We start from the raw sequence: 26,837 nt of genomic DNA on the forward strand, positions 1-26,837 counted from the left end.
CGCGCTGCAGCACGTAGGCCGCGTAGCCGCCCTCGAAGGGTTCGACGATGCCGTCGTGGACCTCCCACGTGTCGGTCGAGACCTCGTCGAGGAACCACCGGTCGTGGGTCACGACGACGAGCGCGCCCGAGTTCGTGGACCAACGGCGCGAGAGGTGCTGCGCCAGCCACGCGACGCCCTCGACGTCGAGGTGGTTGGTGGGCTCGTCGAGGAACAGGACGTCCCAGTCGCCGACCAGCAGGGTGGCGAGGGCCACGCGTCGACGCTGGCCGCCGGAGAGGTCCTCGACCCGCGCCTCCCACGGGATGTCGGTGGCGAGACCCGAGATGACGTCGCGGATGCGCGCGTCGCCGGCCCATTCGTGCTCGTCGCGGTCGCCGACGATCAAGCTGCCGACCGTGGCGCCCTCGGGCAGCACGTCGCGCTGGTCGAGCATGCCGATCGTGAGGCCGCGGCGGGTCGTCACGCGGCCGTCGTCCGGTTCGAGCCGGCCGGCGAGCACCGACATGAGCGTCGACTTGCCGTCGCCGTTGCGGCCGACGACACCGATGCGGGAGCCCTCGTCGATGCCGAGGGTCACCCCGTCGAGGACGACCTTGGTCGGGAATTCGAGACGGAGGTTTTCTGCGCCGAGTAGATGAGCCACCACAGAAGCGTAGACGGCCCGAGCCGGGCGGCCGACTCGACGGTGCGCAGCCGGTGTCAGCGCAGCCGGTGTCAGCCCAGCGACGCCACCCACTCGTCCGAGCCGTCGGTGAACTCCTGGCGCTTCCAGATCGGGGTGCGGGCCTTGACCTCGTCGACGAGGGCGGCGCAGGCCGCGAACGCCTCGGCACGGTGGGCCGATGCCACGGCGCAGGCCAGGGCGACGTCGCCCACGACGAGATCGCCGTAGCGGTGCTCGACCGCGATCGCGACCTCGGGATGCGCCTCGGCCACGGCCAGCGCGACCTCGCGGATGACCTCGGTCGCGGTCGGGTGCGCCTCGTAGTGCAGGGCCTCGACGCCGCGCCCCTCGTCGTGGTCGCGGACGACCCCCTCGAACGTCACGACGGCCCCGGAGGCGCGGCTCGTCACGAGCGCGGAGCACTCGGCCACCGACACGGTCACGTCGACGACGCGGGCGAGCAGCACGCGCTCGGAGGCAGATGCTGCGGCGGGTGCGATCGGCGCGCCGGAGCCCGGGGCCGCACCGGCCTCCCGGGCGTACTCCCCGCCGGGCAGGAGGGTCGGATCGTCGGCGGTCATGCGGCCCCCTCGGGACTGGGATGGCGGTTCTGGGCGTGATCGACCCCGTGCAGCTGGTCGACCACGTGGTCGAGGACGTCGTCGAGCACGGCGAGCCCGTCGCGCACCCCGCCGCGCGAGCCGGGCAGGTTGACGACGAAGGTGCCGCCGGCCACGCCCGCGAGCCCACGGGAGAGGACGGCCAGCGGCGTCGAGGCCGCGCCGCGCCTCCTGAGCTCTTCGGCGATGCCGGGCAGCTCGCGGTCGAGCAGGGGCAGGGTCATCTCGGGCGTCGCGTCGGTCGGCGAGACGCCCGTGCCACCGGTGGTGACGACGGCGTCGACGCCCCACTCGAGGGCGGCCTCGAGCACCGCGCCGACGGGTTCGCCGTCGACCACGACGACGGGGCCCTCGACCAGCCAGCCGCGCGCCACGAACCAGTCGCGGATGACGGGGCCGGTCGTGTCGTCGGCGGTGCCGGCGGCGGCGCGGGTGGACGCCACGACGACGACCGCCCGACGCCGAGCGGTCCCGTCGGCCGTGCCCACGTCGGCCGTGGCCACGGCGGCCGGCTCGTCCGAGGTGCCGCTCATCGCGACCAGTCCCCCGACTTGCCGCCCTGCTTGTCGAGCACCTTGATCTCGCCGATCACGGCGAGCGCGTCGACCGCCTTGATCATGTCGAACAGCGTCAGGGCTGCGACCGACGCGGCGGTCAGGGCCTCCATCTCGACCCCGGTGACGCCCCGGGTCGAGACGCGCGCGATCACGGTGACCTGCGCCTCCGTGGTCTCGAAGTCGACGGTGATCGCGCCGAGAGGCAACGGGTGGCAGAGCGGGATCAGCGTCGGAGTCTGCTTCGCGGCCAGGATGCCGGCGATGCGGGCCGTGCCGAGGGCCTCGCCCTTGGGCAGCGAGCCGTCGACCAGTCGCGCGATCACGTCGGGCCGGGTGGTCAGCACCGCCTGGGCGGTCGCGATGCGCTTCGTCTCGGCTTTGCCGGTCACGTCGACCATGTGCGCGGTGCCGTCGTCGCGGACGTGCGAGAGCGGGGCTTCGGACAGCGCGGTCTCGGACGGCGGCATGTCGGGCAGCGGCACATCGGGCAGCGGGGTCTGGGTCATCGGTCGGCCTTCTCGTGGGGGGCGGGATCGTCGAGCGCCCAGACCTCGACCCGGTCGCCCTCGTCCACGCGGTCGACCCCGACGGGGACGGAGACGAGCACGGTGGCCTCGGCGTGGGCGGCGAGCAGGTGCGAGCTGGGCCCGCCGACGAGGTGGGCACGGCCGTCGACGTCGACCCGCCCGCGACGCAGCTGGTGCTTGCCGACCGGAGAGTCCACGGGGTGCGCCATGGGCACGGTCCAGCGCCGTCGGGGCAGGCCGACGCCCGTGACACCGTGCAGGGCGGGGCGCAGGAAGGCCTCGAACGACACGAGCGAGCTGACGGGGTTGCCGGGGAAGCAGACGACGGGCAGCTCGCGGTCGTGCACGCGGACGGTGCCCCAGCCCTGCGGACCGCCGGGCTGCATGGCGACCGAGCCGAAGGTGACGCCCGACCCCTCGAACGCGTCGCGGACGACCTCGTAGGCCCCCGCGCTGACCCCGCCGCTCGTCAGCACGAGGTCGACCTCGGCGGCGTGGCGGGCGACGACGGCGACGAGGGCGGCCGCGTCGTCGGTCACCCGGGCGGTCGTGACGATCACGCCGACCTCGGCGAGCGCCGCGGCCAGCGCCACGCCGTTCGCGTCGTGGATCTGGCCGGGCCCGAGCGGGGCACCGGGGGCGGCGAGCTCTTCGCCGGTCGAGACCAGCAGGAGGCGCGGGCGGCTCCGTACCTCGACCGCGTCGATCCCGGAGGCGGCGAGCACGCCCCACCGAGCGGGTGTCAGTCGCGTCCCGGCCGCGAACAGCACGGAGCCCGCGGCGACGTCGCTGCCCGCAGCGCGGACGAAGGCCCCGGCGGTGACGCCCGCCGGCACCTCGACGTCCGCGTCGACCCCGGTGGGCGGGAACGAGTCGGGCGAGACCTTCTCGATGGGCACGATGGCGTCGGCCCCGGCGGGGACGGCCGCGCCGGTCATGATCGGGGCCGCGGTGCCGGCGCCGAGGTCGGGGGCGGCCCGCCCGGCGGGGATGCGCGCCGTGACCTGCAGGGTCGTGGGGCGGGCCGGGTCGAGCCCCGCGGTCGAGACGGCGTAGCCGTCCATCTGCGAGTTGGCGAAGGGCGGCAGGTCGATCGGGGCGACGACGTCGGCGGCGAGCACCCGGTCGCGGTACCGGTCGGAGCGGGAGGCGAGCGCCTCGGGGCTGACCACGAGCGCGTCGACCGGCCGGGCCCGCACGGCGGCCTCGACGACTGCCGTGACCTCGGCGAGGTGGGTCTCGATGGTGCGCACGCGGTTCCTCTCGGGCGATGGTCAGTAGCGTATCGGGGGTGACCGACTCCGCGACCGAGACCGACGTCCCCCAGCCCACCCGCGCCTCCTCGGGGCCGCCGCGCGTCGACGTCGCCGTCATCGGTGGATCGGGGCTGTACTCGCTCTTCGCCGAGGGCGAGGCGACCCGGCACGTCGTCGAGACGCCCTACGGCCCGACCTCGAGCGAGGTGACGATCGGCGAGCTGGGTGGCAAGCGCGTGGCGTTCCTCACCCGGCACGGCGCGGGCCACGCGGTCGCGCCGCACCTGATCGACTACCGGGCGAACGTGTGGGCGCTCGCGTCGCTCGGTGCGAAGGCCGTCGTGTCGTCGTCGGCGGTCGGCGGCGTCAGCCCCGACGTCGCCCCGGGCACCATGGTCGTCACCGACCAGTTCGTCGACCGGACCTGGGGACGACGCGACACGTTCTTCGACGTCGAGGGCCAGGTGCAGCACCTGATCGCCGCCGACCCGTTCGACCCCGTGCTGCGGGCCGCCGCGATCGAGGCCCTCGAGGCACAGGGCGAGCCGTTCGCCCCGACCGGCACCTGCGTCGTGATCCAGGGGCCGCGGTTCTCGACCCGAGCCGAGTCGCTGTGGTTCCGGGCCGCGGGGGCGCACACGGTCAACATGACGATGTACCCCGAGATCCCGCTCACCCTCGAACTCGGCATGGGCGCCGTCAACATCTCGTACGTGACCGACAGCGACGCCGGTCTGGCCCCGGCCGAGGGCGACGCGCCCGACGCCGACGCCGTGAGCGCCTCGCTCGTCTTCGAACGGCTCGCGGCCGCCCAGCCGCGCATCGTCGCGGCCATCGAGTCGATCGTCGCCGCGATGCCCGACGACTACTCCCCGCGCGAGCTGATGCCGCCCGACGCGGTGGCCGAGGTGCTCTCGCGGCCCGTCTCGGGTCGGAAGGCCGCGCTGTGAACGCGACCCGCGCCTCCTCGTCCGCTGCGTCCGCTGACTCCGCTGCATCCGCTGCGTCCGCTGCGTCCGCCGACGGTCCGGGCCTGCTCCTCGTCACCGGCGGGGCCGGCTTCATCGGGTCGGCGATCGTCGACCTCGCGCTCGAGGGCGGCTGGCGGGTGCGCGTGCTCGACTCGCTGCGGCCCGACGTGCACGGCGGCGAGCCGACGGTCGACCCGCGCGTCGACTTCGTGCACGGCGACGTGCGTGACGCCGAGACCGTCGACCGGGCACTCGTGGGCGTCGACGCGGTCTGCCACCAGGCGGCCAAGGTCGGGCTCGGCGTGGACTTCCAGGACGCCCCCGACTACGTCTCGTCGAACGAGCTCGGCACGGCCGTCGTGCTCGCGGCGATGGATCGCGCGGGCGTCGACCGCCTCGTCGTCGCCTCGTCGATGGTCGTCTACGGCGAGGGCAGCTACCGCACCTCGTCCGGCGCGACCGAGCGCCCCGCACCCCGCCGGATCGCCGACCTCGACGCCGGCGTCTTCGACCCGCGTGACGAGGCGGGCGAGCTGCTCGAGCCCCAGCTGATCAGTGAAGAGGCCCCGCTCGACCCCCGCAACGTCTACGCCATCACGAAGCTGACCCAGGAACACCTGTCGACCTCGTGGGCGCGCAGCACCGGCGGTCGGGCCGCCGCCCTCCGCTACCACAACGTCTACGGTCCGGGCATGCCGCAGAACACGCCCTACGCCGGCGTGGCCTCGCTCTTCCGCTCGGCGCTCCAACGCGGCGAGGCACCGCGCGTGTTCGAGGACGGCGCCCAGCGTCGCGACTTCGTCCACGTCCGTGACATCGCCTCCGCCAACCTCGCGGCCCTCGAGTGGACGGCCGATCAGCCGACCGACACGTTCCGCGCGTTCAACGTCGGCAGCGGCACGGTGCACACGATCGGCGAGATGGCCGAGGCCCTGGCTCGCGAGGCCGGCGGACCGATGCCCGTCGTCACCGGCGAGTACCGCGCGGGAGACGTGCGGCACGTCACGGCCTCGTCCGCCCGCTTGCAGGGCGAGTTGGGCTGGCGACCGAGCGTGACCTTCGAGCAGGGCATGCACGAGTTCGCCACGGCCCCGCTGCGCGCCGCGGTCGTCCGCTAGACGACGGCGAGCACCTCGCGGTCACCCGGCCCAGGGGTCGACGAGCTCGAGACCGAGGCCCTCGAAGTCCTTCGTGTTGCGCGTCGCGAGGGCGGCACCACCGACGAGGGCGTGTGCCGCGATCATGGCGTCGGCCGTCGCGATCGGGCGGCCGGCGGTCCGACGCCGCAGCAGCACCGTCGCGTACTCGATCGCCGCATGCGCGTCGAACGCCAGCACGCGACCGTCGAACTGGTGCTCGAGGATGTCGATCACGCAGTCCTCGACGCGGTCACGGCGATGGCCCTCGGGCATGGCCAGGAGCCCGGCCAACATCTCGGCGCCGGTCACGACGCTGAGGTAGAGGCCGTCGAGCGGTTGCCGCTCGAACCAGCTCAGCACCTCGGGGCAGGGACGGGGACGGGCGAGTTCGGACACGACGTTCGTGTCGACGACGATCATCCGAAGTCGACCGATCTCGCCGGGGCCTGCGCCCGCCGTTCGCGGTCGAGCCCCTCGACGAACTCGTCGTCGAGGAAGGAGTCCCTCTCGGCCAAGCGGCGACGGAAGTCGTGGACCCAGTTCTCGGGCGTCGGTGCCGTTCCGGCGGCCGCCGGAGCCGCCGCGGCCACCGGATCGTCGACCGGCCCCTCGACCCCCTGGGCGAGTCGGGTCACCATCAGCCGCACCTCGGCCTCCATCGACCGCCCGTGGCTCGAACTGAGGGCCTTCAGCCCCTCGATCACCTCGGGGTCGAGACCTCGCACCGTCAACGTCGCCATCGGGACCACCTCCGGTCGCCGATGCTAGCAGGATGACAGCACTCCCCCCGTTCGGGGCGCGCACCGCCCGCTCCCATGACCTTCATGGGATCGCGTCCGTACAGTCGAGAGGATGAGCAGCCCCCGAGTCGACGTCGTGCTTCCCTGTCTCGACGAAGAGGGCGCGTTGCCCTGGGTGCTCGGCCGCCTGCCCGAGGGCTGGCACGCGATCGTCGTCGACAACGGCTCCACCGACGACTCCGCCCGCGTCGCCGCCGAGCACGGCGCGACCGTCGTGCAGGAGGCGCGGCGCGGCTTCGGCAGCGCGGCCCACGCCGGTCTCGAGGCCGCCACGGCCGACTACGTCGCGTTCTGCGACGCCGACGCGTCGATGGATCCCGCCGACCTCCTCGCCCTCGCCGCCCCCGTGATGGCCGGTGACGCCGACCTCGTCCTCGGTCGTCGACGCCCGACCACCCGAGGTGCCTGGCCGGTGCACGCCCGCCTCGCCAACCTCGCGCTCTCGCACCTCATGCGGCGTGCCAGCGGCGTCGACCTGCACGACCTCGGCCCGATGCGCGTCGCCCGACGCCGGGCACTGCTCGACCTCGACCTGAAGGACCGTCGCAGCGGCTACCCGCTCGAGATGGTGCTGCGCGCCAGCGAAGCCGGCTGGCGGATCGTCGAGCAGGACGCCCCCTACTCACCCCGGGTCGGCCGGAGCAAGGTGACCGGCACCATCCGCGGCACGTCCGTCGCGATCAAGGACATGTCCCGCCTGCTGCGGGAGGTCGGCCGATGACGACCCTCGTGGTGATCGCGAAAGAGACGATCCCGGGCAAGGTCAAGACGCGCCTGCACCCCCCGCTCAGCCTCGAGCAGGCCGCCGACGTGGCCGCCGCCGCCATCCAGGACACCCTCGACGTGGCCCGCCGACTGCCGGCCACTCGGCGCGTGCTGCTGTTCGACGGCAACCGCAAGCCCGTCGGCTCCGAAGACTTCGATGTGATCCCTCAGATCGGTGGCGACCTCGACGCACGCCTCGGCGCCCTCTTCGACGAGGTCGACGGGAAGACCGTGCTGATCGGCATGGACACCCCCCAGGTGACGGTCGAGTCCCTCGCGCCCGTCTTCGACGCGTGGACCGACGACGTCGACGCCTGGTTCGGCCCGGCGAACGACGGAGGCTTCTGGGCCCTGGGCCTCGCCCGGCCGACCGGCGACCTGCTGCGGGGCGTGCCGATGTCGCGGGACGACACGGGTGCCCACCAGCTCCGTCGGCTCGCCGACGCCGGCCTCAGCGTGCGCATGCTGCCCGAACTCGTCGACGTCGACACCATCGACGACGCCCGCCTCGTCGCGGCCACCGCCCCCGGCAGCCGGTTCGCGGCCGCCCTGCGGCTCGCCGAGGCCACTGCCACCACCACCACGAACGGCGTCGCCCGCACGACCGATCCCGCCACAGAAGGGGTCACCTCGTGACCATCGCCCCCGACCGACCCGCCACCTTCGGATCAGGAGGCGCGGAGCCGTACGCGCGCGCCCTGCGTCACGAGGGACTCCTGCAACTCGTCCGCGCGACCGGCGGTGCCGGACGCCCGGCGTCGCCCCCTGCCGCGGGCGACGCCGACGAAGCGTTCGACGTCGCACGCTGGAGCGCCGACGCCGACGCCGCCGACCTCACGACCCTCGACGACGAGACCGGCCCGGTGCTCGACATCGGCTGCGGGCCCGCCCGCATGGTGCGTGCCGCCGTCGACCGCGGCCTGACCGTGCTCGGCCTGGACGTCTCGCCCACGGCCGTCGCGATGGCCCGCGAGGCCGGCCTGCCCGTAGCCGGCGGTTCGGTCTTCGACCCGCTGCCCCGCGAGGGCCAGTGGAACCTCGCCCTGCTGCTCGACGGCAACGTCGGCATCGGCGGCGACCCGACGGCGTTGCTGACCCGCTGCGCCGAGATCCTCACGGCGACCGGCTCGATCGTCGTCGAGACCGCCCCCGAGGCGTCGCTCGACGACAGCTACGAGGCCCACGTGGTCGACGACCAGGGTCACGCCAGCGCGACCTTCCCCTGGGCCGAGGTCGGCCGCGAGGCCCTGCACCGCCACGCGAAGCGGTCGGGCCTGCGAGTCGCTCAGACCTGGTCGGTCGACGGACGCACCTTCTGCCGCCTGCGCGCCAGGTAGAGCGCCACGAGGCCCGCGGTCACCGCCGCGATCACGAGCCAGAGCACGGCCAGGCGCAGGCCGTAGTCGAACGGCAGCACCGTGTCGTTCTTCGGCCCCTTCGCCTTCGCGACGATCTCGGGCACCACGATCAGCGAGAAGATCGCCCCGACGACGACCGCGCCCTGCACGATCCAGAGGACCGCAGGTCGGACGCGACGCCCGGTCCGTCGCACGACCAGCGAGACGACGGCCACGACGGGGGCGAGCACGGCGTCGTGGACGACGACCGAGCCGGCCAGCCAGAGCAGCAGCCCGCCGTACCGGTTCGGGTTGACGGTGTCGGTGAGCACCCAGCCGCCGAGGCCGATCAGGGCGACGCCGAGGGCGATCAACACCCCGCGCACGACGTGGACGGTGCGCGACGTGCCCGCGCCTCCTGCGCTCGACGCGGCCGAGGGGACGCGCGCGGTCACGAGAGCACCTCGATCGAGCTGAGCCACTTGGTCTGCAGCACGCCGGGGCGCCCCGGGGCGATCATGCGCGCCGGGTAGCCGTGGTCGATGCTGAGCGGCTCGCCGTTCAGCTCGAGGGCGACGAGGGTGCGCGGGTCGGAGGCGTACTCGGGGCCCATCTCGGTCACGCGGTAGCCGCCCTTCTTCTCGAGGCTGGTGAGCCGCAGGCGGTGGTCGGTCGGGGCTCCGGCGGCGGCCAGCAGGTCGACGAGGCGGACCCCGCGCCAGGCGCCGGTCTGGCTCCAGCCCTCGACGCAGGCGATCGGCAGGCGTTCGTCGGCGCGGTCGAAGCCGCGCAGCGTGTCGAGCGTGAACGAGGTCGCGACGCCCCCGACCACGACGTCGAGCCGCCAATCGGGGTCCATGGCCGTCTCGAGCACCTGGGCCGCGGCGGCCGTGCGGTTGATCGGCAGGTCGTTCGGGCCGAGCCCGCGCTGCCGCGGCGCGAACGCGTTGAGCGGCGACAAGGGGGCGAAGGACTGCCCGGCCGTCAGTGCGACGACTCCCCCGGTGGCGACGCCGGCGGCGGTGAAGAAGCCGCGGCGCGACACCCGGGCGCGGTCCGGCTCACGGTCGACCTCGTGCGCGGAGTCGATCCAGCGCGTCACGCGGCCGGTGAGGCCCCGGGCGGGAGCAGGAGGCGCGGCGTGCGGATCACGGTCGCGTCGCGTCCCGTCGGCGTCGCGCACGGCACGGAAGCGGGCGAGCTCGGCGGTCGCCTCGCTCTCGGCCACGAACGCGGCGCGGGCCTCGTCGAGCTCGGCCGACGGCTCGACAAAACGCCCCTCGGCGTCGTAGCTGTCGCGCGCCCGCCAGTAGCGGGTGATCAACGGCAGCTTCACGGCGATGTGGACGGCGAGCGAGCCGATGATGACGAACGACAGGGCGAAGTGCACCTGCTTGAACGGGAACGGCCACGGGTAGTACTGGTACGTGTTCAGCAGGCCGGTGACGAGCTGCAGGATCGTCGCCGCGACGAACAGGGCGATGGAGGCGCGCTCGAGCACGTCGACCGGATGCTTGATCGGCGGGTGCTGGAAGAGCTGCGGGAACACCGAGTGCAGCTTCGCCAGCAGCAACGGGATGCAGGCGATCCCGGCGGTGATGTGCACGCCCTGGCTGACCTGGTAGAGCCAGACGGGGCTCGTCGGGAACCGCATGCCGTCGAGGGGCTCCTGCAGGAAGTGGCTGTAGAGGCCGGTCAGCAGACAGATGACGAACGCGGCCCCGAGGAGGCGGCCGAAGACGGTCGCGGACCGGGCGTTGCGGTTCGGTGACGAGGCCGCGCGGCGCGCCTCGTACAGCAGGCGTCTCATGGTGTCGGTCGTCTCATGTGGCTCATCATCTCCGATGCGCACGACTCGGACGGACTCCCAGGGCCGATTCGGCCAGACTGGGGGCGTGCGTACTGTGTTCGCGGCCGTTGCCGTCCTCGGATTGGCCGGGGCGATCGCCTGGGGCGTCGTGAACGTCGGGTTCCTCATGAAAGAGCTGCGCACCGACTTCGTCGTCTGGACCGCCGTGTGCTGGGCGCTCTTCGCCGTGGCGTTCGTGCTGCTGCGGCGGGTGCCCGTGCGACACGTCACGGCACTCGTGATCGCGGGCACGGCCCTGGTCGGCGGGGCGGGTCTGACCGGCGTGCCCAACACGAGCACCGACCCGGCGCGCTACGCCTGGGACGGCATCGTGCAGACCGCCGGCGTCTCGCCCTACGAGTACACGCCCGACGCGGGCGAGCTGCGTGACCTGCGGCCGCCGTGGATCTTCCCCGAGTCGACGCCGTTCACCCGCGACGACGGCACGATCGGCGAACGTTGCGGCGAACCCGACCGCCAAGTGCACCGTGCCTACGACAGCCAGACCGGCGACGTCGTCTGCACGCTGATCAACCGGCCCGACGTGCCGACGATCTACCCGCCGATGGCCGAGCTGTACTTCTGGGCGGTGTCGGCCGTGGTCGGCCCCGACGCCGGGTTCTTCCCGCTGCAGGCCATGGGCTTCGTGCTCGTGCTGGGCACGACCCTCGCCCTGCTGGCGACGCTGCGTCGTCGGGGTCTCGACCCGCGCTGGGCGGCGCTGTGGGGTTGGTGCCCGCTCGTGGTCGGCGAGGGGATCACCAACTCGCACGTCGACCTGCTCGGCGCCGTGCTCGTGGTCGTCGCGTCGTTGCTCGTCGCGACCGGTCGGCGCTTCCGCGGCGGCATCGCGCTCGGGGCCGCGATCGCGACCAAGCTCATCCCGGTGATCGCGGCACCCGCCCTGCTGCGCGGGCAGCCCTGGAAGGTGATCAGCGCCTCCGTGGTCACCTTCGCCGTGCTCTACGTGCCCTACGTCGCGATGACCGGGTGGGGGGTGCTCGGGTACCTGCCGGGGTATCTGACCGAAGAGGGCTACGAGGACGGCTCGCGGTTCGTGTTCCTGTCGGCCTTCCTGCCCGACGCCTGGACGACGCCGGTCGCCGTGCTGATCGTCGGCGTCACGGCCGTGCTGGTGTGGGTGAAGACCCCGGCGCACGACCCGTGGCTCGGGCAACTCGTGATGATCGGCGTGACGCTCGTCACCGTCAGCCCGCGCTACCCCTGGTACGCGCTGCTGCTGGTGCCGTTCGTCGCGCTGACCGGGCGAGTCGAGTGGTTGGCGATCCCGCTCGCGCTGCTCGTGCGCCAGCTCGAGCCGGGCATGGCGCTGCAGCGGGCGTCGCTCGCCTCGGCGGTGCTCGTCATCCTGCTCGTGACGCTCTGGCGGGCCGGGCCCGGGTTCACCGACCGGTTGCTCGACGGCATCGAGCGCGACGTCGACCGGGTGCGTCGGGTCGTCGGACGCCGACGGTCCGACCCGTCGTCGAGCCCCGGGACCACTCAGACCAGGTAGGCGACGGCGTCCTCGGCGTCGAACGAGAACCGGACGAGGCTGCCCGGCACGAGGTCGAGGGTGGCGACCACGGCCGGCAGGACGTCGGCCGAGACGCCGCCGGCGCGGACCCGGACGACGTCGCCCCGGGGCTCGAGGTCGGTGACGACGACGTCGAGGACGTTCCCGGACGGCGTCGGACGCGGGACGGCTCCGTCCGTCACGCGCACGGCGCTCGGCCGGACGGCCACCGCCGCGGCCGCCCCGGACGGGAGCGCGTCGGCCGAGCGTGCGGCCACCAGGGTGCCGTCGGCGAGCCGGACGCCTCCCCCGTGAGCCGTGCCGGTCAGCAGGTCGAGACCCGCGAGCCCGGCGGCGAACGGCGTGGTCGGGCGTTCGAGGACCGCGCGCGTGGGGCCGGCGTCGACGACCCGACCGCCCTCGAGCACGACGACCCGGTCGGCCAGGGTGAAGGCGTCGAGGACGTCGTGCGTGACGACGACCGCCGTGCGGTCGGCGAGGACGTCGCGGAGGGTCCGTCGCAGGGCGGGCGCGACCGACACGTCCAGGGCGGCCATCGGCTCGTCGAGCAGCAGCAGGTCGGGGCCCGCCGCCAGGGCCCGTGCGACGGCGATGCGCTGCGCCTGGCCGCCCGAGAGCTGCGCCGGTCGACGATCGGCGAGTGCCGTGGCGTCGACCCGGGCGAGCCAGTCGGCGGCACGGCGGCCGGCCTCGCGGCGCGGCACCCCGGTGCTGCGCGGGCCGAACGCGACGTTGTCGAGGGCGCTGAGGTGTGGGAAGAGCAGGGCGTCCTGGGCGAGCATCGAGACCCCACGCTCGTGCGGGCGAAGTGCAGGTCCGCGTCCTCGGCCGTCGACGTCGAAGAGCACGCGGTCACCCAGCCGGGCCGTACCGTGGTCGGGACGCAGCAGGCCCGCGATCAGCGCCAGCAGCGTCGACTTGCCCGCACCGTTCGGGCCGAGGACGGCCACCGTCTCGCCCTCCGCGACGGTCAACTCGACGTCGAAGCCGCGGTCCTCGACGACCGCCGCGAACTCGAGCGTCACGACCCGCGCCTCCTCGTGGCGACACCGGACGACTGGCCGGCCTGGTGCGCGAGGGCGACGACGACGACCGCCACGAGGACGAGCACGAGCGACAGCGCGACGGCGGCGTCGGGGTCGGTCTCGCGCTGCAGGTAGATCTCGAGCGGCAGGGTTCGCGTGACGCCCTGCAGCGACCCGGCGAAGGTCAGCGTCGCCCCGAACTCGCCGAGGGCCCGGGCGAACGACAGCACGGCTCCCGAGACGAGGGCGGGCAGCACGAGCGGCAGGGTGACCCGCCTCAGCACGGTCGTGGGCCGGGCCCCGAGGGTCGCCGCGACGGCCTCGTAGCGCGTGCCCACCGTGCGCAGGGCCCCCTCGAGGCTCAGCACCAGGAAGGGCAGGGCGACGAAGGTCTGCGCCAGCACGACCGCCGTGGTCGAGAACGCGATGGTCACGCCGAGCGCGTCGAAGGTCTGGCCGAGCAGGCCGCGGCGCCCGAAGGTGTAGAGCAACGCGATGCCCCCGACGACGGGAGGGAGCACCAACGGCAGCAGCACGAGCGACCGCAGCACCTTCTGGCCGCGGAACTCGGTGCGGGCCAGCACGACGGCCATCGGGACGCCCAGCACGACGCAGATCAGGGTCGCCGCGACCGAGGTGCGCAAGCTGAGCCAGAACGCGGCGACCGACGACTCGGACGTCACCAGCGGCACGAACTCGGCCCAGTCGACCTTCGACGCCATGGCGACCAGGGGCAGCAGCACGAAGGCGGCACCGAGCGCCGCGACGACCGCGACCCACGCCGGGACGCTCGCGTACGCCCGGCGACGTCGACGGAGGACGCGTCGGGTGGCCCCGGGTGGGGTCGCTCCGGGCCGGGGCGACAGGGGACGGCGTGTCACGGGGCCGACGTCACGGCGTGCCGAAGCCGGCGTCCCGCAGCACGCCCTGCCCGACCTCGCCGGTGACGAAGGCGACGAACGCCTCGGCCACCGCCGGGTTCGCCGTGTCGGCCACGGGGGCGATCGGATACGTGTTGACGGCCTGGTCGGCCTCGGGGAAGTCGATGCCCTGCACGCTGTCGCCGGCGGCCTCGACGTCGGTGACGTAGACCAGCCCGGCGTCGGCCTCGCCCGAGGTGACCTTGCCGAGCACGTCGGTGACCGAGGACTCCTCGCTGACCGGCGAGATCGTCACGCCGGTGGCCTTCTCGACCGTCGCCGTCGCCGCGCCGCACGGCACCTGGGCCGCACAGATCACGGTCTTCACGTCGGGCTTCGCGAGGTCGACGAAGTCGGTGACGCCGGCCGGGTTCGACGGCGGCACGGCGATCGTGAGGACGTTGGTCGCGAAGTCCTCGGGTGCCGACGACTCGACTAGACCGGCGTCGGTCAACTTCGCCATGTTCTTCTCGTCGGCCGAGGCGAAGACGTCTGCAGGGGCGCCCTCGGTGATCTGCGTGACGAGATCGGCCGAGCCCGCGAAGGTCAGCTCGACCGTCGTGCCGGGGTTCGCCTTCTCGAACTCGTCGGCCAGCTCGGTGAACGTGGTCGTGAGCGAAGCAGCGGCGTAGACCGTGATCGACCCGTCGAGCGCCGAGCTAGAGGCCGTCGGGGTCGCGCTGGTCGCCGGGTCGACGGTCGCACCCGAGCAGCCCGTCAGCGCGAGGGCCGTCGCCACCGCGAGGGTTCCGGCGAGCGCCGCGACGATCGTGGGGGTCCTTCTCATGGGTCAGGCCTTCCCGCCGGGGGTCTCGATGATGACCGTCGTGGCCTTCACGACGGCGATGGCCACCGAACCGGGCTCGAGGCCCAGCTCGCGGACGGCCTCGCTGCTCATCAGCGAGACGATGCGGTGTGGTCCGCACTGCAGCTCGACCTGGGCCATGACCCGGTCGGCCGTGATCTCGGTGATGACGCCCACCAGGCGGTTGCGCGCCGAGCGCCCCACCTCGGACGGGTCGGCGGGCAGGACGGCGTTCTTCCGGGCGAGCGTCGCGAGCGCGAGCCCGTCGACCACGCCGCGCCCGGCGTCGTCCTTCCCGCTCTCGAGCAGTCCGAGGTCGATCCAGCGACGCACCGTGTCGTCGCTCACCCCGAGGAACGCCGCGGCGTCCTTGATCCGTATCTGCGCCATAAGGGCGATCATAGTTCCGAATGCGCGGACACGTACACGCGGCGGACGTCGTCGGACGAGCCTCCGACGCCGGGCGTCGCGCGCCGGAGAGCGAACGGAGGCGCGGGTCGCCTCCCCCGAACACCGCACGTTCGGCCCCGCGGGCTTAACCTCGACGGATGACCGTCTCGCTCGGACTGCCCACCATGCCCGGCCGGGCCTCCGCCGACGCCCTGCTGCCCCCGCGGCCGACGAACGACGTGGCACCGGGACTGCTCGACCGCTTCGGTCGGACCGCGACCGACCTGCGGGTCTCGCTGACCGACAAGTGCAACCTGCGCTGCACCTACTGCATGCCGGCCGGCGGCCTGCCGGCGCTCCCCCGTGAGCAGGCGCTCGACGCCGACGAGATCGTGCGGCTGGTCGGCATCGGCGTGCGTGACCTCGGCATCCGCCAGGTGCGGTTCACCGGCGGCGAGCCCCTGCTGCGCGCCGACCTGATCGACATCGTGCGACGGGTCGCCGCGATCGACCCGCGGCCCGAGGTCTCGTTGACCACGAACGCCATCGGCCTGGCCCACCGCGCCCAGGCCCTCGCCGACGCCGGCCTCGACCGGGTCAACGTGTCGCTCGACTCGCTGCACGCCGAGACGTTCATGAAGGTCTCGCGTCGCCCCTTCCTCGACAAGGTGCTCGCCGGGGTCGACGCCGCGGCGGCGGCCGGCCTCACCCCGGTCAAGATCAACGCGGTGCTGCTTCCCGGCGTCAACGACCACGAAGCCCCCGACCTGCTCGCCTGGGCGCTGCGCGGCGGCCACGAGCTGCGCTTCATCGAGCAGATGCCGTTGGACGCCGACCGCAGCTGGGACCGCGCCTCCTTCGTCACCTCGCGGGACATCCACTCTCTGATCGCCACCCGGTTCGACCTGAGCCCCGCCGACGTCCTGCGCGACGGCGCCCCCGCCGAGCTGTTCGACGCCGTCGGCCGAGGTGACGACGCCGGGCTGACCGGTCGGGTCGGCATCATCGCCTCGGTCAGCGAACCGTTCTGCGCCGACTGCCGGCGCACCCGCATGACCGCCGAGGGCGGCATCCGCAGCTGCCTCTTCAGTGGCGGCGAGACCGGCCTGCGCGACCTGCTGCGCAGCGGGGCCAGCGACGTCGAACTGGCCGATGCCTGGCGCGGCGCCATGTGGGCCAAGCCCTCGGGCCACGGCATCGACGACCCGGACTTCGTCCAGCCCGAACGCACCATGAGCGCCATCGGAGGCTGAGATGACGACCACGAACCCCGCCCCCACCGTCGGCGAAGCCGCTTCGGCCTCCGTCTCGGCCACCCTGCGCTTCTTCGCGGCCGCCCGCACCGCCGTGGGCCGCGACGATCAGCGCGTCGAGGTGCCCGCGGGCGAACGCCCGACCATCGGACGCCTGCTGACCGAGGTCCGCCCGGTCGAGGGCGTGTCGGCCGCGGACTTCCGCGACGTGCTGCTGCGCTGCTCGTTCCTCGTCGACGGGCTGACCACGCGTGACCGCGAGCAGCTCGTGCCCGACGGCACGGTGATCGACGTCATGCCGCCCTTCGCCGGCGGCTGAGCGCCGCCCGCCTAGGGTCGCGTGGGCGCCCCCTGCGCGAGCTGCCACCCGAGCATGCCCCCGTGCAGCACCGACACGTCGAAGCCGTCGCCCGCCAGCAGGTCGGCCGCGGCTCGGGCCCGCGGCCCGCGGGCGCAATAGACGATCACCCGTTGCGTCGGGTCGAGCTCGGGCCGCTGACGGGTGCGCGTGCCGTACCCGGGCGCCTGCACGTCACCCGCGATGTGGGCGAAGTCGTGCTCGTCGACCTCACGCACGTCGAGGAGGGTGAAGGCGACGTCACCGGCCTCGCGTGCCCCGAGCAGGGTCGTCAGCTCGTCGGCGTCGACGTCGGGTCCGACGCTGCGACCACGCACCGGCGCGTCGGCGGTGGTCGCCTGCGCCCCCGGGACCGAGGACGAGGAGGCGCGGCGCGCGTCGTTCACCGTGGCCCGGGCCTCGACCCGGTGCGGGGCACGGGCCAACCGGCTCTCACGCCAGGTGCCGCCCAGGGCGTCGACGGTCACGACCCGGCCGAGCAGCGGCTCGCCGAGCCCGGTCAGCAGCTTCACGACCTCGCTGGCCATGCCCGTGCCCACCGTGCCGCACAGCGGCCCCAGCACGCCGACGTCGGCACAGGACTCGTCCCAGCCCGAGGCGGGCGGGGCGGGGTGGAGGTCCAGGTAGTCGACCGCCCGGCCGTCGGGGGCGTCGTCCCAGAAGACGCTGAACTGGCCGTCCCAGCGGTTGACGCTGCCCCAGACCACCGGCAGGCCGCGAGCGGCCGCGGCGTCGGCCACCAGGTAGCAGGTGTCAAACGAGTCGCTTCCGTCGACCACGAGGTCGTAGTCGTCGAGCAGGTCGGCGGTGCGTTCGCTCAGGCGGAACGGGTGGGCGACGACGGTCACGTCGGGGTTCGCGGCACGTACCCAGTCGGCGGCGGCGCGGGCCTTCGGGAAGCCCAGCTGGTCGGGGCGGAACAGCACCTGGCGTTGTAGGTTCGACAGGTCGACGGCATCGTCGTCGACGATTCCCAGGGTTCCCACACCCGAGGCTGCGAGATATTGGATGACCGGCGCGCCCAGCCCGCCGGCCCCGACCACCAGCACCCTCGACGCCGCCAGGCGCCCCTGGGAGCCCAGACCGAACCCCGGCAGGCGCACGCTTCGCGAGTAGCGTTCGCCCTCGGCGGGGTCGCCGCCGTGTCCGCCGTCGCGCACGTCGGCACCGTGCACGCCACCGTCGCGCACGGCCGCCCCGTGCGCGTCACCACCGCGTCGCGCGCGAGATCCGCCGAGAGGGGGAAGAGACGACATGACGAACCTCCTGCATCCGGCCGACGGTCGATCGACCGCGCCCACTGTATCCACGACGACCGACACCGGTCGGGGCACGACCCTCGCGCGCCTCCGGCACTGGCGTCACCTCGACGCCCTGCTGATCGGGCTGCTGGCCGCCGTGATCTCGGGAGCCTTCCTGTGGGTGCCCTCGGTCTGGTACGACGAGGCCGCGACGGTCATCTCGGCGACCCGCAGCTGGGGCCAGCTCTGGCAGATGGTCCAGACCGTCGACCTGGTGCACGCCACCTACTACGCGTTCATGCACCTGTGGTTCGACGTGTTCCCGTACTCGCCCGTGTCGCTGCGCGTGCCCAGCACGATCGTCACGGGTCTGGCCGCCGCGTTCACGGTGGTCCTCGCCCGCACGCTGGCCGACCGTCGGACGGCCGTGGTCGCCGGCCTGCTGTTCTGCCTGATCCCCCGCGTGACCTGGATGGGCGGCGAGGGCCGTTCGTACGCCTTCTCGGCGATGTTCGCCGTCGCCCTGACCCTCGTGCTCGTCACCGCCTCGCGCCGCACCGCCCAGGTGGGCGAGACCCGCACCCGGGCGTCGGCGGTGCGCTGGTGGGTCGCCTACGCCGTGCTCGCCGTCGTCTCGGTGCTGTTCTTCCTCTACGTCGCCTTCGTCGTGGTGGGGCACGGCGTCACCATGCTGGTGCAGTGGCGACGTGAGCGCCGCCTCCGCGCCTCCGCTGGGTCGGTGGCGGGGTCGCGTGACGCCGCGGCCCCCGCCCCGCTCGTCGGCGGACCGCACGGCGCGCGCGGCTCGTTCCTGGGCTGGTTCGCCGGCGCGGCCGTCGCTGGTCTCGCGAGCCTGCCCGTCGTGTACTTCACCTCCGAGCAGAGCGGCCAGGTCGGCTGGCTCGACCGGCCGAGCTTCGAGACGATCAACCAGGTGCTCACGACGCAGTGGTTCTACCAGAACGACCGCTTCGCCGTCTTCGGCTGGATGCTCGTGGTCGCCAGCCTGGTCGTCGTGGTCGCCGGTCTCGTGCCCCGCGCCCGGGGTCTCGCCGAGGTCGTCCTGCCGTGGATGATCGTTCCCGTCCTCGGTCTCGTGGGCGTCTCGCTCGTGACCGAGCCGCTCTACTCACCGCGCTACCTGACCTTCGGCACCCCGGCCGTCGCGATCATGATGGCCGTCGCGGTGGCCGCCATCCCCTGGCGGCGGGTCATCGCGCTCGTGCTGCTGCTCGCCCTGGTGCTCACCGCCCCGACCTGGGAGCGTCAGCGGCAGCCCGAGGCGAAGGACTCCGCCGCCTGGAACCAGGTGGCCGACCTCGTCGCCGAGCAGCGCGCCCTCGAGCCCGCCGGAACGACCGAGGGCGTCGTGTTCGGGCCCGTGCGTCGGCACCCCAAGGCGACGTCGCGCATCATCGAGAACACCTACCCCGCGGCGTTCGAGGGCATGTCCGACTTCACGCTCGAGACCCCCGCGGCCGAGACCGGCGGCCTGTGGGAGGTCCAGCACCCGCTCGAGGACGTCATCGACCGCACGGACGACCTCGACGTGGTCTGGCTGATCACGAGCGACAAGCAGGACTGGCGCCCCCGCGTCACCGCCGACCTCGCCGCGAAGGGGTTCCACGTCGCCGACGAGTGGCACCTCACCCGGACGAACGTCCTCAAGTACGAGCGCTGAGCCCGCGAGAGCCCCGCGAGTCGCCGAGACCCCAGGAATGCGCCGAGACCCCTCTGCGCGATCTGGGGTCTCGGCGACTTCCTGGGGTCTCAGGGCCTACGGTGAGCGAGTCAGTCGGTGACGACGCGGGCGCCGTGCACGGGGCCCGTGGCGCGCACCACCGTGAGACGGGCGGCACTCAGGGCGATCTGCAGCTCGAGGGCGCCGTCGAGATCGGGCGCGAGGAACGCCACGGTCGGGCCGGAACCCGACACGATGCCCGCCAGGGCGCCGTTGCCCTCGCCGAGCTCGAGGACGTCGGCCAGGCCCGGCTGGAGGTGCAGAGCGGGCGCCTGGAGGTCGTTGTGCATGGCGTCGGCGAGCATGCCCGGGTCGCCTGCCCGGAGGGCCTGCAGGACGCCGGTGTCGACGACGGGATGCCGCACCGACCGGATCTCGCCCTGGTGCCGCAGCCGGTGGGCGTCGAGTTCGTCGTAGACGCGGGGCGTCGAGAGGCCGACGTCGGCGACGGCCAGCACCCACTGGAACTGCCCCTTCGCCAGGGCCGGGCTGAGTTCGTCGCCGCGGCCGGTGCCGATCGCGGTGCCGCCGGCGAAGGCGAACGGGACGTCGGCACCGAGCCGGGCCGAGAGCCGCAACAGTTCGTCGCGGCCCACGCCGGTGCCCCAGAGGGTGTCGCAGGCGAGCAACGTCGCGGCCGCGTCGGCCGAACCGCCCCCCATGCCGCCGGCCACCGGGACGGCCTTGTCGACGGTCAGTGCGACGCCTCCGGTGTAGCCGGTCGTCTCGGCCAGCAGGCGCGCGGCCTTGATCGCCAGGTTGGACTCGTCGGTCGGCACGCCCGACACGTCGATCGACGGACCGCCCGTGACGCTGACCGTGAAGCCGTCGGCGTGCCGCGCACGTACGTCTTCGTACAGCGACACGGCCTGGTAGGCGGTCGCGAGGTCGTGGTACCCGTCGTCCTGCAGATCGCCGACGGCGAGGAAGACGTTGATCTTGCCCGGCGCACGCGTGTGGACCACGGTCGGGGCGGCCACGGACGTCATGCGTCCAACCTAGTCAGTTCTGGCGATCGCCCATGACGCCGAACGCCCGCGTCAACCCCTCTTTCACGGGCTGGACCCGTTCGGGCAGGCGCAGGCCGCCCTGCGTCAACGACACCGAGCACTTCGGACCGTCGGTCGACACCACCTGGAGGCGCAGGGTGTCCCCGTGCGCGAGGGTCCAGTCGGCGGTCGGTCGCGTCGCCGACCGGGCGACGACCTCGGGCGGACCCCCGGCGTACCGGGTGAACCGGTCGACGGCGAGGTCGAACAGTTCGAGCGCTCCACCCCGCAGGCTGCGGCCGACGGTGACCGCGTAGCTGCCGTCGGGCTGACGCCCCGGCGGCTCGACGCCGCGTTCTTGCTCGTACCGGACCGTGATGCCCTCGGCCCACCACGGCACGACCTCGAACTCGTCGACCAGGAGGCGCGAGATCTGTTCGTGGGACAGTCGCGTCGCCCCCGCGGCGTCGAGCCGCGCGAACCACTCGGCCGCACTCCGCCCCGTGCCCGAACCGAGTCGGGCGTCGCTGAGCCTCTGCTCGCCGCGCCCACGCCCGCCCTCGCCCGTGCCGGAGGGCACGCCGCCGGCGTCGTTCCTGCGTCGGGGCACGGCTCAGTCGGCCTCGCCCTCGTCGGCGTGCAGCACGGCAGCGACGGACGCCCCGGCGAGGGCGTCGACATCGCTGACCCGGGCCACGGCGAGGAAGTCGTCGACGGTGAGCTGCTCGCCCCGCTGCGTCGGGGCGAGTCCGGCACGCTCGAGGGCCTCGGACGCCGCCGCGGACGAGCCGTAGAGGGACGACAGCGACTGGCGCAGCATCTTGCGACGCTGCTGGAACGCCGCGTCGACGAGGGCGAACGTCGCCCGACGCTCGAGTTCGCTGCCCCGGGCCGGCTTGCGGTCGAAGGCGACGAGGATGCTGTCGACGTTGGGCACCGGCCAGAACACCTGGCGGCTGACCTGGCCCGCGGCGCGGAACTCGCCGTACCACGCGGCCTTGATGCTCGGGCCGCCGTAGACCTTCGAGCCGGGCTCGGCGGCGAGCCGCAGACCGACCTCGGACTGCACCATGACGAGCCCGTGCTCGAGCCCGCCGAAGTGCTCGAGGAAGTGCAGCAGCACTGGCACGCTGACGTTGTACGGCAGGTTCGCCACGAGGTGGGTGGGTTCGTCGGGCAGGGTCGTCACGCGCAGGGCGTCGTCGACCACGACGGTGAGGTCGGCCGCCGGCTGGAGCTGCGCGACGGTCTTCGGCAACTGCTCGGCGAGTCGCTTGTCGATCTCGACGGCCACCACCTTGGCGCCCGCCTCGAGCAGGCCCAGGGTGAGCGAGCCGAGCCCGGGGCCGATCTCGACGACGGTCATGCCGGCCGAGACGCCCGACGCCGCGACGATGCGACGCACGGTGTTGGCGTCGTGGACGAAGTTCTGCCCGAGCTTCTTGGTCGGCTGCACGCCCAACAGGTCGGCCAGGTCGCGGATCTCGGCGGGGCCGAGCAGGGTGGCGCGCGACATCAGCCCTCGACCGTCACGGGTTCGCTGTCCCAGGTGCCGTAGACCAGCTCGGTCGTCGACGAGATCTGGGCGGCCAGCATCGACACGTCGGTGCCGATCGTCTCGGCCATCGACCGCAGCGTGAAGGGGATCAGGTACGGCGCGTTGGGGCGACCGCGGTAGGGCACCGGCGTCAGGTAGGGCGCGTCGGTCTCGACCATGATCAGGTTGCGCGGCAGCTGCACGAGCGCGTCGCGCAGGGGCTGCGCGTTCTTGAACGTCACCGTGCCGGCGAAGGACGCGTACCAGCCGTTCTCGGCGAGGATGCTCGCCAGCTCGGGCCCGCCGCTGAAGCAGTGGAACACGGTGCGTTCGGGAGCGCCCACCTCGAGCAGCAGGTCGACCACGTCGTCGTGGGCGTCGCGGTCGTGGATCTGCAGGGCCAGGCCGTGGCGCTTGGCGATCTCGATGTGACCGCGGAAGGCCTCGAGCTGGGCCGCGCGACCGTCGTCGCCCGTGCGGAAGAAGTCGAGGCCGGTCTCGCCGACGGCACGCACGCGCGGGCGGGCGGCGAGCTCGTCGAGCTCGGCCAGGGCGTCGTCGAGGGTGCCCGCGGCGGCGAGGGCCGGGGCCTCGTTCGGGTGGATCGCGACGGCGGCGAGCACGCGGGGCTCGCGGCTGGCGATCTGGGCCGACCACCGGGACGTCTCGAGGTCGGTGCCGACCTGCACGACACCGCGCACGCCCACGGCCGAGGCCCGGTCGAGGTGCTCGCGGTAGTCGAGGGGGCCGTCACCGTCGTCTCCGACGCCGTCGGCGATCTCGAGGTGCGTGTGGTTGTCGTAGACCGGCACGACGAGGGGCTGAGGAGGCGCGGGGTAGGTCAGGTCGCGCTTCTGGCCGTCGGCGCCCGACGAGCGGTGGCGGACGTGCGTTGCCGGGTCCCCGGCGGGCGCGCCGCCGGCCGGCCCGCCGGTCGCGCCGTCGCCGGTCGTGACGTCGCTCATGCCGCGGGCTCGGGCTGTTCGATGCGCGGGAAGAGCCCGGCGGCGAGCGGCTGGACCTCGGGAGCGCTGGACCACTCGGCCGCGCGGTCGACGGGTTGGCTGGTCAGCGCGCCCTGCCCGATGGACTGCCACAGGGTGTGTGTGGCCGTCGGGATGAACGGCGACAGCAGCACGGTGAGGGTGCCCAGGCCCCGCAGGGCCGTGGCGAGGACGGTCGCGAGCCGCTCGCGCTGCGATGCGTCTTTCGCGATGGCCCAGGGCTCTTGCTCGGTGATGTAGCCGTTCAGCTGGTCGACGAGCTGCCAGATGGAGGCCAACGCCTCGTTGATGGCGAAGCGGTCGATCGCCGCGTCGGCCTCGGCCGTGACGCGCAGCTCGGTCTCGCGCACGGCGAGGTCGGCCTCGGTCAGGTCGCCGGCGAGGGGAACGGTGCCGTCGAAGTACCGGGTGATCATGGCCACGACGCGCGAGGCGAGGTTGCCGAACCCATTGGCCAGCTCGGCCTGGTAGCGGGCCGCGATGTCTTCCCAGCTGAAGTTGCCGTCCTGGCCGAAGGTGATGGCGCGCATGAAGTAGTAGCGGAACGCGTCGGCCCCGAAGACGTCGGTGATCTGCTGCGGGGCGATGCCCGTGAGCTTCGACTTGGACATCTTCTCGCCGCCGACCAGCAGCCAGCCGTGACCGAAGACGTTCTTCGGCACCGGCAGCCCGGCGGCCATGAGCATGGCGGGCCAGATGACGGCGTGGAACCGCACGATGTCTTTTCCGACGAGCTGCACCGCCGGCCAGCGGCGACGGAACTCGTCGTCGTCGACGCCGTAGCCGATCGCCGTGACGTAGTTGAGCAGGGCGTCGAACCACACGTAGACGACGTGCTTCTCGTCCCAGGGCACCTTGACGCCCCAGTCGAAGCTCTGTCGCGAGATCGACAGGTCGCGCAGACCCTGCTTGACGAAGGAGACGACCTCGTTGCGCACCGAGTCGGGCTGCACGAAGTCGGGCTGGGACTCGTAGAGGTCGAGCAGTCGCTGCTCGAAGTCGCTCATGCGGAAGAAGTAGTTGCTCTCTTGCAGCACCTCGACCGGGATGCTGTGGATCGCACAGACCTGCTCGCCCTCGTAGGCACCGGTGCCGGGCACCAGGTCGCTCGGCTGCTTGTACTCTTCGCAGCCGACGCAGTAGAAGCCCTCGAACTCGCCCTGGTAGATGAAGCCGTCGTCGTAGAGCTTCTGCAGGAACTTCTGCACGCCGGCCTCGTGGCGGGCGTCGGTGGTGCGGATGAAGTCGTCGTTGGCGATGTCGACCGTCTGCAGCAGGGGCTTCCAGGCCTCGGTGACGAGCTTGTCCGCCCACTCTTGCGGGGTCACGCCGTGGCTCGTGGCGGTGCGCAGGATCTTCTGACCGTGCTCGTCGGTGCCGGTCAGCAGCCAGGCGTCGTCACCCCGCTGACGGTGCCACCGGGCGAGCACGTCGGCTGCGACCTCGGTGTAGGCGTGACCGATGTGCGGCACGTCGTTGACGTAGAAGATGGGCGTTGCGATGAAGAAGGAGTCGCCGGCGGGCATGGTGACCATCTTAGGTGGGGGCACCGACGTGGTGACGCGACCCGCGCCTCCTGCGTCCGCCGTCGGGGACGAGGAGGCGCGGGTCGCGTCGACGGCTCAGGTCGCGTCGTGCTCCTCGGTGCGGTCGTCGGAGCCCGCCCGCTCGCCCGCGTGCTCGCCCGGGTACTCGACGACGTCCATGCCGAGCACGTACTTGCCGCGGGCGTGGCCGTCCTCGAGGTCGCGGTAGGCGTCCTTCACCTCGTCGAGGGGGAAGATGCCGTCGATCGGCACCATGATCTTGTTCGTCGAGATCAGCTCGAGCAGCTCGGACAGGACGGCCTGGCTCGTGGCCTGGGCGCTGCCCTCGGCCTTCACGCCGTGCTCCTCGGCGGCCGCGAAGTCGATGATCGTGTCGATGCGCTGCGGGGCGACGCCGAGCTCGAGCGCGTAGCCGACGTTGCCCTGGCCGAAGCAGTCGACGTAGGCGTCGACGCCCTGCGGGGCGGCCTCGCGGATGCGGTCGACGACGCCGTCGCCGTACTCGACGGGCGTGACGCCGAGCTGACGCAGGAAGTCGTGGTTGCGCTCGCTCGCCGTGCCGATCACGGTGAGCCCGCCGAGGACGGCGAGTTGCGAGACCATCACGCCGACGCCTCCGGCCGCGGCCGAGACGACGAGCGTGTCGCCCTCGGTCGCCTGCACGGCGCGCAGGGCGGCGTAGGCGGTGGGGCCGGTCACGCTGATGCTGCCGGCGACCTCCCACGGCACGTTCTCGGGCTTGGCGACGAGCTCGTCGTGGTCGACGACGACGAACTCGGCGTGCGACGACCGGTTCGCCCAGCCGACGACCTCGTCGCCGACCGACCACTCGTCGACGCCCGCTCCGACCTCGTCGACGACGCCGGCGAAGTCCGTCCCCTGCCCCGACGGGAACGCCGCCGGGAACGCGTCGTGCATCAGTCCGGCGCGGATCGCCGCCTCGCCGGGGTTCAGGCCCGCCGCCTTGACGGCGACCACGACCTGGCCGGCACCCGCCTCGGGCTTCGCCACCTGCTCGACCTTCAGCTCGTCGATGTCGCCGTACTGCTCGAAACGGACCGCCTTCATGCCGTGCCTCCTGATCGTGGTGGGCCGCGCCTCCTGCGGGCACGTGCCTGCACCGAGCTTGCACCCGCCGCCCTGCGAGGGGTACGCGACGCCCTACGCACGGGGCGGGCGGGCCGCGAGGGCGGCCTGGTAGAGGTCGCGCCTCGACAGGCCCGTGGCGGCGGCCACGTCGGTGGTCGCCTCTTTCAGCCGAATGCCGTCGGCCACGAGGGCCTGCACCTGGGCGAGTCCGGAGGCCAGGTCGACGACGCGCTCGGGGGCGCCCTCGACCACGATGCAGATCTCGCCGCGCACGCCCTCGGCCGCCCACTCGGCGAGCTCGGCCGCGCTGCCCCGGCGCACCTCTTCGTGCAGCTTGGTCAGCTCGCGGCAGACGACGACGCGGCGCGAGGCCCCGAGGGCCGTCACGAGGTCGCCCAGCGAATCGGCCAGGCGGTGCGGCGACTCGAAGAACACCATGGTGCGGCGCTCGTCGGCGAGCGCGCCCAGCACACGCAGCCGGTCACCCTGCTTCCGCGGCAGGAAGCCCTCGAAGCTGAAACGGTCGGTGGGCAGTCCCGAGACGGCGAGCGCGGTGAGCACCGCGGACGGGCCGGGGATCGCGGTGACGGTGACGCCCGCGGCGGCGGCGGCCTCGACGAGCGGGAACCCGGGGTCGCTGATGGCGGGCATGCCGGCGTCGGTGAGCACGACCACGTCGGAGGCGCGGGCCAGCTCGACGATCTCGCCCGCCTTCTCGCGCTCGTTGTGCTCGTGCAGGGCGATCAGGCGGGGGCGGTTCTCGACGCCCAGGGCGCGCATCAGGTGGATCGCCGTGCGCGTGTCCTCGGCGGCGACGACCTCGGCGTTCGACAGCGTCTCGATCAGGCGGCGGCTGGCGTCGCCGAGGTTTCCGATGGGGGTGGCGGCGAGCACGATCACCCGCCCATTGTCC

29 protein-coding genes and 1 pseudogene are annotated in these 26,837 nt (G+C 73.1%); 9 read left to right on the top strand and 21 right to left on the bottom strand.

The genetic code is table 11. The annotated features are described in order from the left end of the window. Nucleotides 1-177: 177 nt before the first annotated feature. From ASG28_RS17095 to ASG28_RS08955, 5 genes and pseudogenes are all read right to left on the bottom strand, one after another. Nucleotides 178-739 (bottom strand): annotated as a pseudogene (locus tag ASG28_RS17095) (ATP-binding cassette domain-containing protein); the annotation flags it as partial. Further along, the gene (locus tag ASG28_RS08940) at nt 718-1,248 is read right to left on the bottom strand and encodes a molybdenum cofactor biosynthesis protein MoaE (RefSeq protein WP_082454528.1); all 531 of its coding nucleotides are present in this window, start codon (nt 1,246-1,248) and stop codon (nt 718-720) included. The gene ASG28_RS08940 and the pseudogene ASG28_RS17095, both read right to left, overlap by 22 nt. Continuing rightward, nucleotides 1,245-1,820, bottom strand: coding sequence for a MogA/MoaB family molybdenum cofactor biosynthesis protein (locus tag ASG28_RS08945; RefSeq protein ID WP_082454529.1), 576 nt, complete (start codon nt 1,818-1,820; stop codon nt 1,245-1,247). The genes ASG28_RS08940 and ASG28_RS08945 overlap by 4 nt, the downstream gene beginning before the upstream one ends. After that, nucleotides 1,817-2,311 carry a cyclic pyranopterin monophosphate synthase MoaC gene (gene moaC / locus ASG28_RS08950; protein ID WP_055977359.1) on the bottom strand — a complete coding sequence of 165 codons (495 nt, stop codon included), beginning with the start codon at nt 2,309-2,311 and terminating at the stop codon, nt 1,817-1,819. Before moaC ends, ASG28_RS08945 begins: the two co-directional genes overlap by 4 nt. Before the next feature lie 35 nt (nt 2,312-2,346). Next, nucleotides 2,347-3,624 (bottom strand): molybdopterin molybdotransferase MoeA, encoded by a 1,278-nt coding sequence (locus ASG28_RS08955; RefSeq protein ID WP_082454530.1) that lies wholly within the window; start codon nt 3,622-3,624, stop codon nt 2,347-2,349. A 38-nt stretch (nt 3,625-3,662) separates the two neighbouring features. Here ASG28_RS08955 and ASG28_RS08960 point away from each other — a divergent pair, with 38 nt between their 5' ends. Both ASG28_RS08960 and ASG28_RS08965 read left to right on the top strand, forming a co-directional pair. Further along, the gene (locus ASG28_RS08960) at nt 3,663-4,577 is read left to right on the top strand and encodes an MTAP family purine nucleoside phosphorylase (RefSeq protein ID WP_055974210.1); all 915 of its coding nucleotides are present in this window, start codon (nt 3,663-3,665) and stop codon (nt 4,575-4,577) included. Nucleotides 4,578-4,660: 83 nt separating this feature from the next. Then, nucleotides 4,661-5,716 (top strand): NAD-dependent epimerase/dehydratase family protein, encoded by a 1,056-nt coding sequence (locus ASG28_RS08965; protein ID WP_055977365.1) that lies wholly within the window; start codon nt 4,661-4,663, stop codon nt 5,714-5,716. A gap of 21 nt (nt 5,717-5,737) precedes the next feature. On the opposite strand, the gene ASG28_RS08970 is transcribed toward ASG28_RS08965, so the two are convergent. Both ASG28_RS08970 and ASG28_RS16760 read right to left on the bottom strand, forming a co-directional pair. Next, nucleotides 5,738-6,157 carry a type II toxin-antitoxin system VapC family toxin gene (locus ASG28_RS08970; RefSeq protein ID WP_054146895.1) on the bottom strand — a complete coding sequence of 140 codons (420 nt, stop codon included), beginning with the start codon at nt 6,155-6,157 and terminating at the stop codon, nt 5,738-5,740. Then, the gene (locus ASG28_RS16760; protein ID WP_055974213.1) at nt 6,154-6,477 is read right to left on the bottom strand and encodes a FitA-like ribbon-helix-helix domain-containing protein; all 324 of its coding nucleotides are present in this window, start codon (nt 6,475-6,477) and stop codon (nt 6,154-6,156) included. The genes ASG28_RS08970 and ASG28_RS16760 overlap by 4 nt, the downstream gene beginning before the upstream one ends. Before the next feature lie 112 nt (nt 6,478-6,589). On the opposite strand from ASG28_RS16760, the gene ASG28_RS08980 reads away from it, so the two are divergent. From ASG28_RS08980 to ASG28_RS08990, 3 genes are read left to right on the top strand one after another with little or no spacing between them, the layout of a single operon-like run. Further along, nucleotides 6,590-7,258 carry a glycosyltransferase family 2 protein gene (locus ASG28_RS08980; RefSeq protein ID WP_055974216.1) on the top strand — a complete coding sequence of 223 codons (669 nt, stop codon included), beginning with the start codon at nt 6,590-6,592 and terminating at the stop codon, nt 7,256-7,258. Beyond that, nucleotides 7,255-7,938, top strand: a complete 684-nt coding sequence (locus tag ASG28_RS08985; protein WP_055974219.1) for a TIGR04282 family arsenosugar biosynthesis glycosyltransferase — start codon at nt 7,255-7,257, stop codon at nt 7,936-7,938. Before ASG28_RS08980 ends, ASG28_RS08985 begins: the two co-directional genes overlap by 4 nt. After that, nucleotides 7,935-8,639: a class I SAM-dependent methyltransferase gene (locus tag ASG28_RS08990; protein WP_082454532.1), complete on the top strand. Its 705-nt coding sequence runs from the start codon at nt 7,935-7,937 to the stop codon at nt 8,637-8,639. Before ASG28_RS08985 ends, ASG28_RS08990 begins: the two co-directional genes overlap by 4 nt. Here ASG28_RS08990 and ASG28_RS08995 read toward each other — a convergent pair. Together ASG28_RS08995 and ASG28_RS09000 are read right to left on the bottom strand one after the other, a co-directional pair. Continuing rightward, nucleotides 8,588-9,094, bottom strand: a complete 507-nt coding sequence (locus ASG28_RS08995) for a hypothetical protein (protein WP_055974222.1) — start codon at nt 9,092-9,094, stop codon at nt 8,588-8,590. The genes ASG28_RS08990 and ASG28_RS08995 overlap by 52 nt on opposite strands. After that, nucleotides 9,091-10,449: a molybdopterin-dependent oxidoreductase gene (locus ASG28_RS09000; protein WP_055974225.1), complete on the bottom strand. Its 1,359-nt coding sequence runs from the start codon at nt 10,447-10,449 to the stop codon at nt 9,091-9,093. The genes ASG28_RS08995 and ASG28_RS09000 overlap by 4 nt, the downstream gene beginning before the upstream one ends. Before the next feature lie 85 nt (nt 10,450-10,534). Between ASG28_RS09000 and ASG28_RS09005 the strand changes: the two genes are divergently transcribed. Further along, the gene (locus tag ASG28_RS09005; RefSeq protein ID WP_162235704.1) at nt 10,535-12,004 is read left to right on the top strand and encodes a glycosyltransferase 87 family protein; all 1,470 of its coding nucleotides are present in this window, start codon (nt 10,535-10,537) and stop codon (nt 12,002-12,004) included. Here the strand turns inward: ASG28_RS09005 and ASG28_RS09010 are convergent. The 4 genes from ASG28_RS09010 to ASG28_RS09025 are packed head-to-tail and all read right to left on the bottom strand — an operon-like array spanning nt 11,992 to nt 15,165. Continuing rightward, the gene (locus ASG28_RS09010; RefSeq protein WP_055974231.1) at nt 11,992-13,050 is read right to left on the bottom strand and encodes a sulfate/molybdate ABC transporter ATP-binding protein; all 1,059 of its coding nucleotides are present in this window, start codon (nt 13,048-13,050) and stop codon (nt 11,992-11,994) included. The genes ASG28_RS09005 and ASG28_RS09010 overlap by 13 nt on opposite strands. Continuing rightward, on the bottom strand, nt 13,047-13,931 hold the full coding sequence (locus ASG28_RS09015; protein WP_235477734.1) for an ABC transporter permease: 885 nt from the start codon (nt 13,929-13,931) through the stop codon (nt 13,047-13,049). The genes ASG28_RS09010 and ASG28_RS09015 overlap by 4 nt, the downstream gene beginning before the upstream one ends. Nucleotides 13,932-13,941: 10 nt before the next feature. After that, nucleotides 13,942-14,757, bottom strand: coding sequence for a molybdate ABC transporter substrate-binding protein (gene modA, locus ASG28_RS09020; protein ID WP_055974233.1), 816 nt, complete (start codon nt 14,755-14,757; stop codon nt 13,942-13,944). A gap of 3 nt (nt 14,758-14,760) precedes the next feature. Further along, entirely contained in the window at nt 14,761-15,165 is a 405-nt protein-coding gene (locus ASG28_RS09025) for a TOBE domain-containing protein (RefSeq protein WP_055974234.1), read from the bottom strand. Nucleotides 15,166-15,323: 158 nt separating this feature from the next. Between ASG28_RS09025 and moaA the strand changes: the two genes are divergently transcribed. Both moaA and ASG28_RS09035 read left to right on the top strand, forming a co-directional pair. Next, nucleotides 15,324-16,418, top strand: a complete 1,095-nt coding sequence (moaA, locus tag ASG28_RS09030) for a GTP 3',8-cyclase MoaA (RefSeq protein ID WP_369814157.1) — start codon at nt 15,324-15,326, stop codon at nt 16,416-16,418. A gap of 1 nt (nt 16,419) precedes the next feature. Beyond that, nucleotides 16,420-16,737: a MoaD/ThiS family protein gene (locus ASG28_RS09035; protein ID WP_054146903.1), complete on the top strand. Its 318-nt coding sequence runs from the start codon at nt 16,420-16,422 to the stop codon at nt 16,735-16,737. A gap of 11 nt (nt 16,738-16,748) precedes the next feature. Here ASG28_RS09035 and ASG28_RS09040 read toward each other — a convergent pair whose 3' ends face one another. Next, entirely contained in the window at nt 16,749-18,032 is a 1,284-nt protein-coding gene (locus tag ASG28_RS09040; RefSeq protein WP_082454533.1) for a ThiF family adenylyltransferase, read from the bottom strand. Between ASG28_RS09040 and ASG28_RS09045 the strand changes: the two genes are divergently transcribed. Next, a complete protein-coding gene (locus ASG28_RS09045; protein ID WP_055974240.1) occupies nt 18,031-19,698 on the top strand; it encodes a glycosyltransferase family 39 protein in 1,668 nt (555 codons plus the stop codon). The genes ASG28_RS09040 and ASG28_RS09045 overlap by 2 nt on opposite strands. 110 nt (nt 19,699-19,808) lie before the next feature. Here the strand turns inward: ASG28_RS09045 and ASG28_RS09050 are convergent, their stop codons facing one another. The 7 genes from ASG28_RS09050 to rsmI all read right to left on the bottom strand — a co-directional run bounded on the left by ASG28_RS09050 (nt 19,809) and on the right by rsmI (nt 26,824). Then, nucleotides 19,809-20,747, bottom strand: a complete 939-nt coding sequence (locus ASG28_RS09050) for a 4-(cytidine 5'-diphospho)-2-C-methyl-D-erythritol kinase (protein ID WP_055974243.1) — start codon at nt 20,745-20,747, stop codon at nt 19,809-19,811. Nucleotides 20,748-20,760: 13 nt separating this feature from the next. Further along, nucleotides 20,761-21,357: a hypothetical protein gene (locus tag ASG28_RS09055; RefSeq protein ID WP_056051154.1), complete on the bottom strand. Its 597-nt coding sequence runs from the start codon at nt 21,355-21,357 to the stop codon at nt 20,761-20,763. Nucleotides 21,358-21,360: 3 nt separating this feature from the next. Further along, entirely contained in the window at nt 21,361-22,263 is a 903-nt protein-coding gene (gene rsmA, locus ASG28_RS09060; RefSeq protein ID WP_055974245.1) for a 16S rRNA (adenine(1518)-N(6)/adenine(1519)-N(6))-dimethyltransferase RsmA, read from the bottom strand. Continuing rightward, the gene (locus ASG28_RS09065; RefSeq protein ID WP_082454534.1) at nt 22,263-23,249 is read right to left on the bottom strand and encodes a TatD family hydrolase; all 987 of its coding nucleotides are present in this window, start codon (nt 23,247-23,249) and stop codon (nt 22,263-22,265) included. Before ASG28_RS09065 ends, rsmA begins: the two co-directional genes overlap by 1 nt. Then, a complete protein-coding gene (metG, locus tag ASG28_RS09070; protein ID WP_055977382.1) occupies nt 23,246-24,814 on the bottom strand; it encodes a methionine--tRNA ligase in 1,569 nt (522 codons plus the stop codon). Before metG ends, ASG28_RS09065 begins: the two co-directional genes overlap by 4 nt. A 96-nt stretch (nt 24,815-24,910) precedes the next feature. After that, on the bottom strand, nt 24,911-25,903 hold the full coding sequence (locus tag ASG28_RS09075) for an NADP-dependent oxidoreductase (RefSeq protein WP_082454535.1): 993 nt from the start codon (nt 25,901-25,903) through the stop codon (nt 24,911-24,913). Nucleotides 25,904-25,996: 93 nt separating this feature from the next. After that, nucleotides 25,997-26,824: a 16S rRNA (cytidine(1402)-2'-O)-methyltransferase gene (rsmI, locus tag ASG28_RS09080; RefSeq protein WP_055974246.1), complete on the bottom strand. Its 828-nt coding sequence runs from the start codon at nt 26,822-26,824 to the stop codon at nt 25,997-25,999. Nucleotides 26,825-26,837 lie beyond the last annotated feature (13 nt).

The organism is Frigoribacterium sp. Leaf415 (assembly GCF_001424645.1).
In the GTDB taxonomy this organism is placed as follows: domain Bacteria; phylum Actinomycetota; class Actinomycetes; order Actinomycetales; family Microbacteriaceae; genus Frigoribacterium.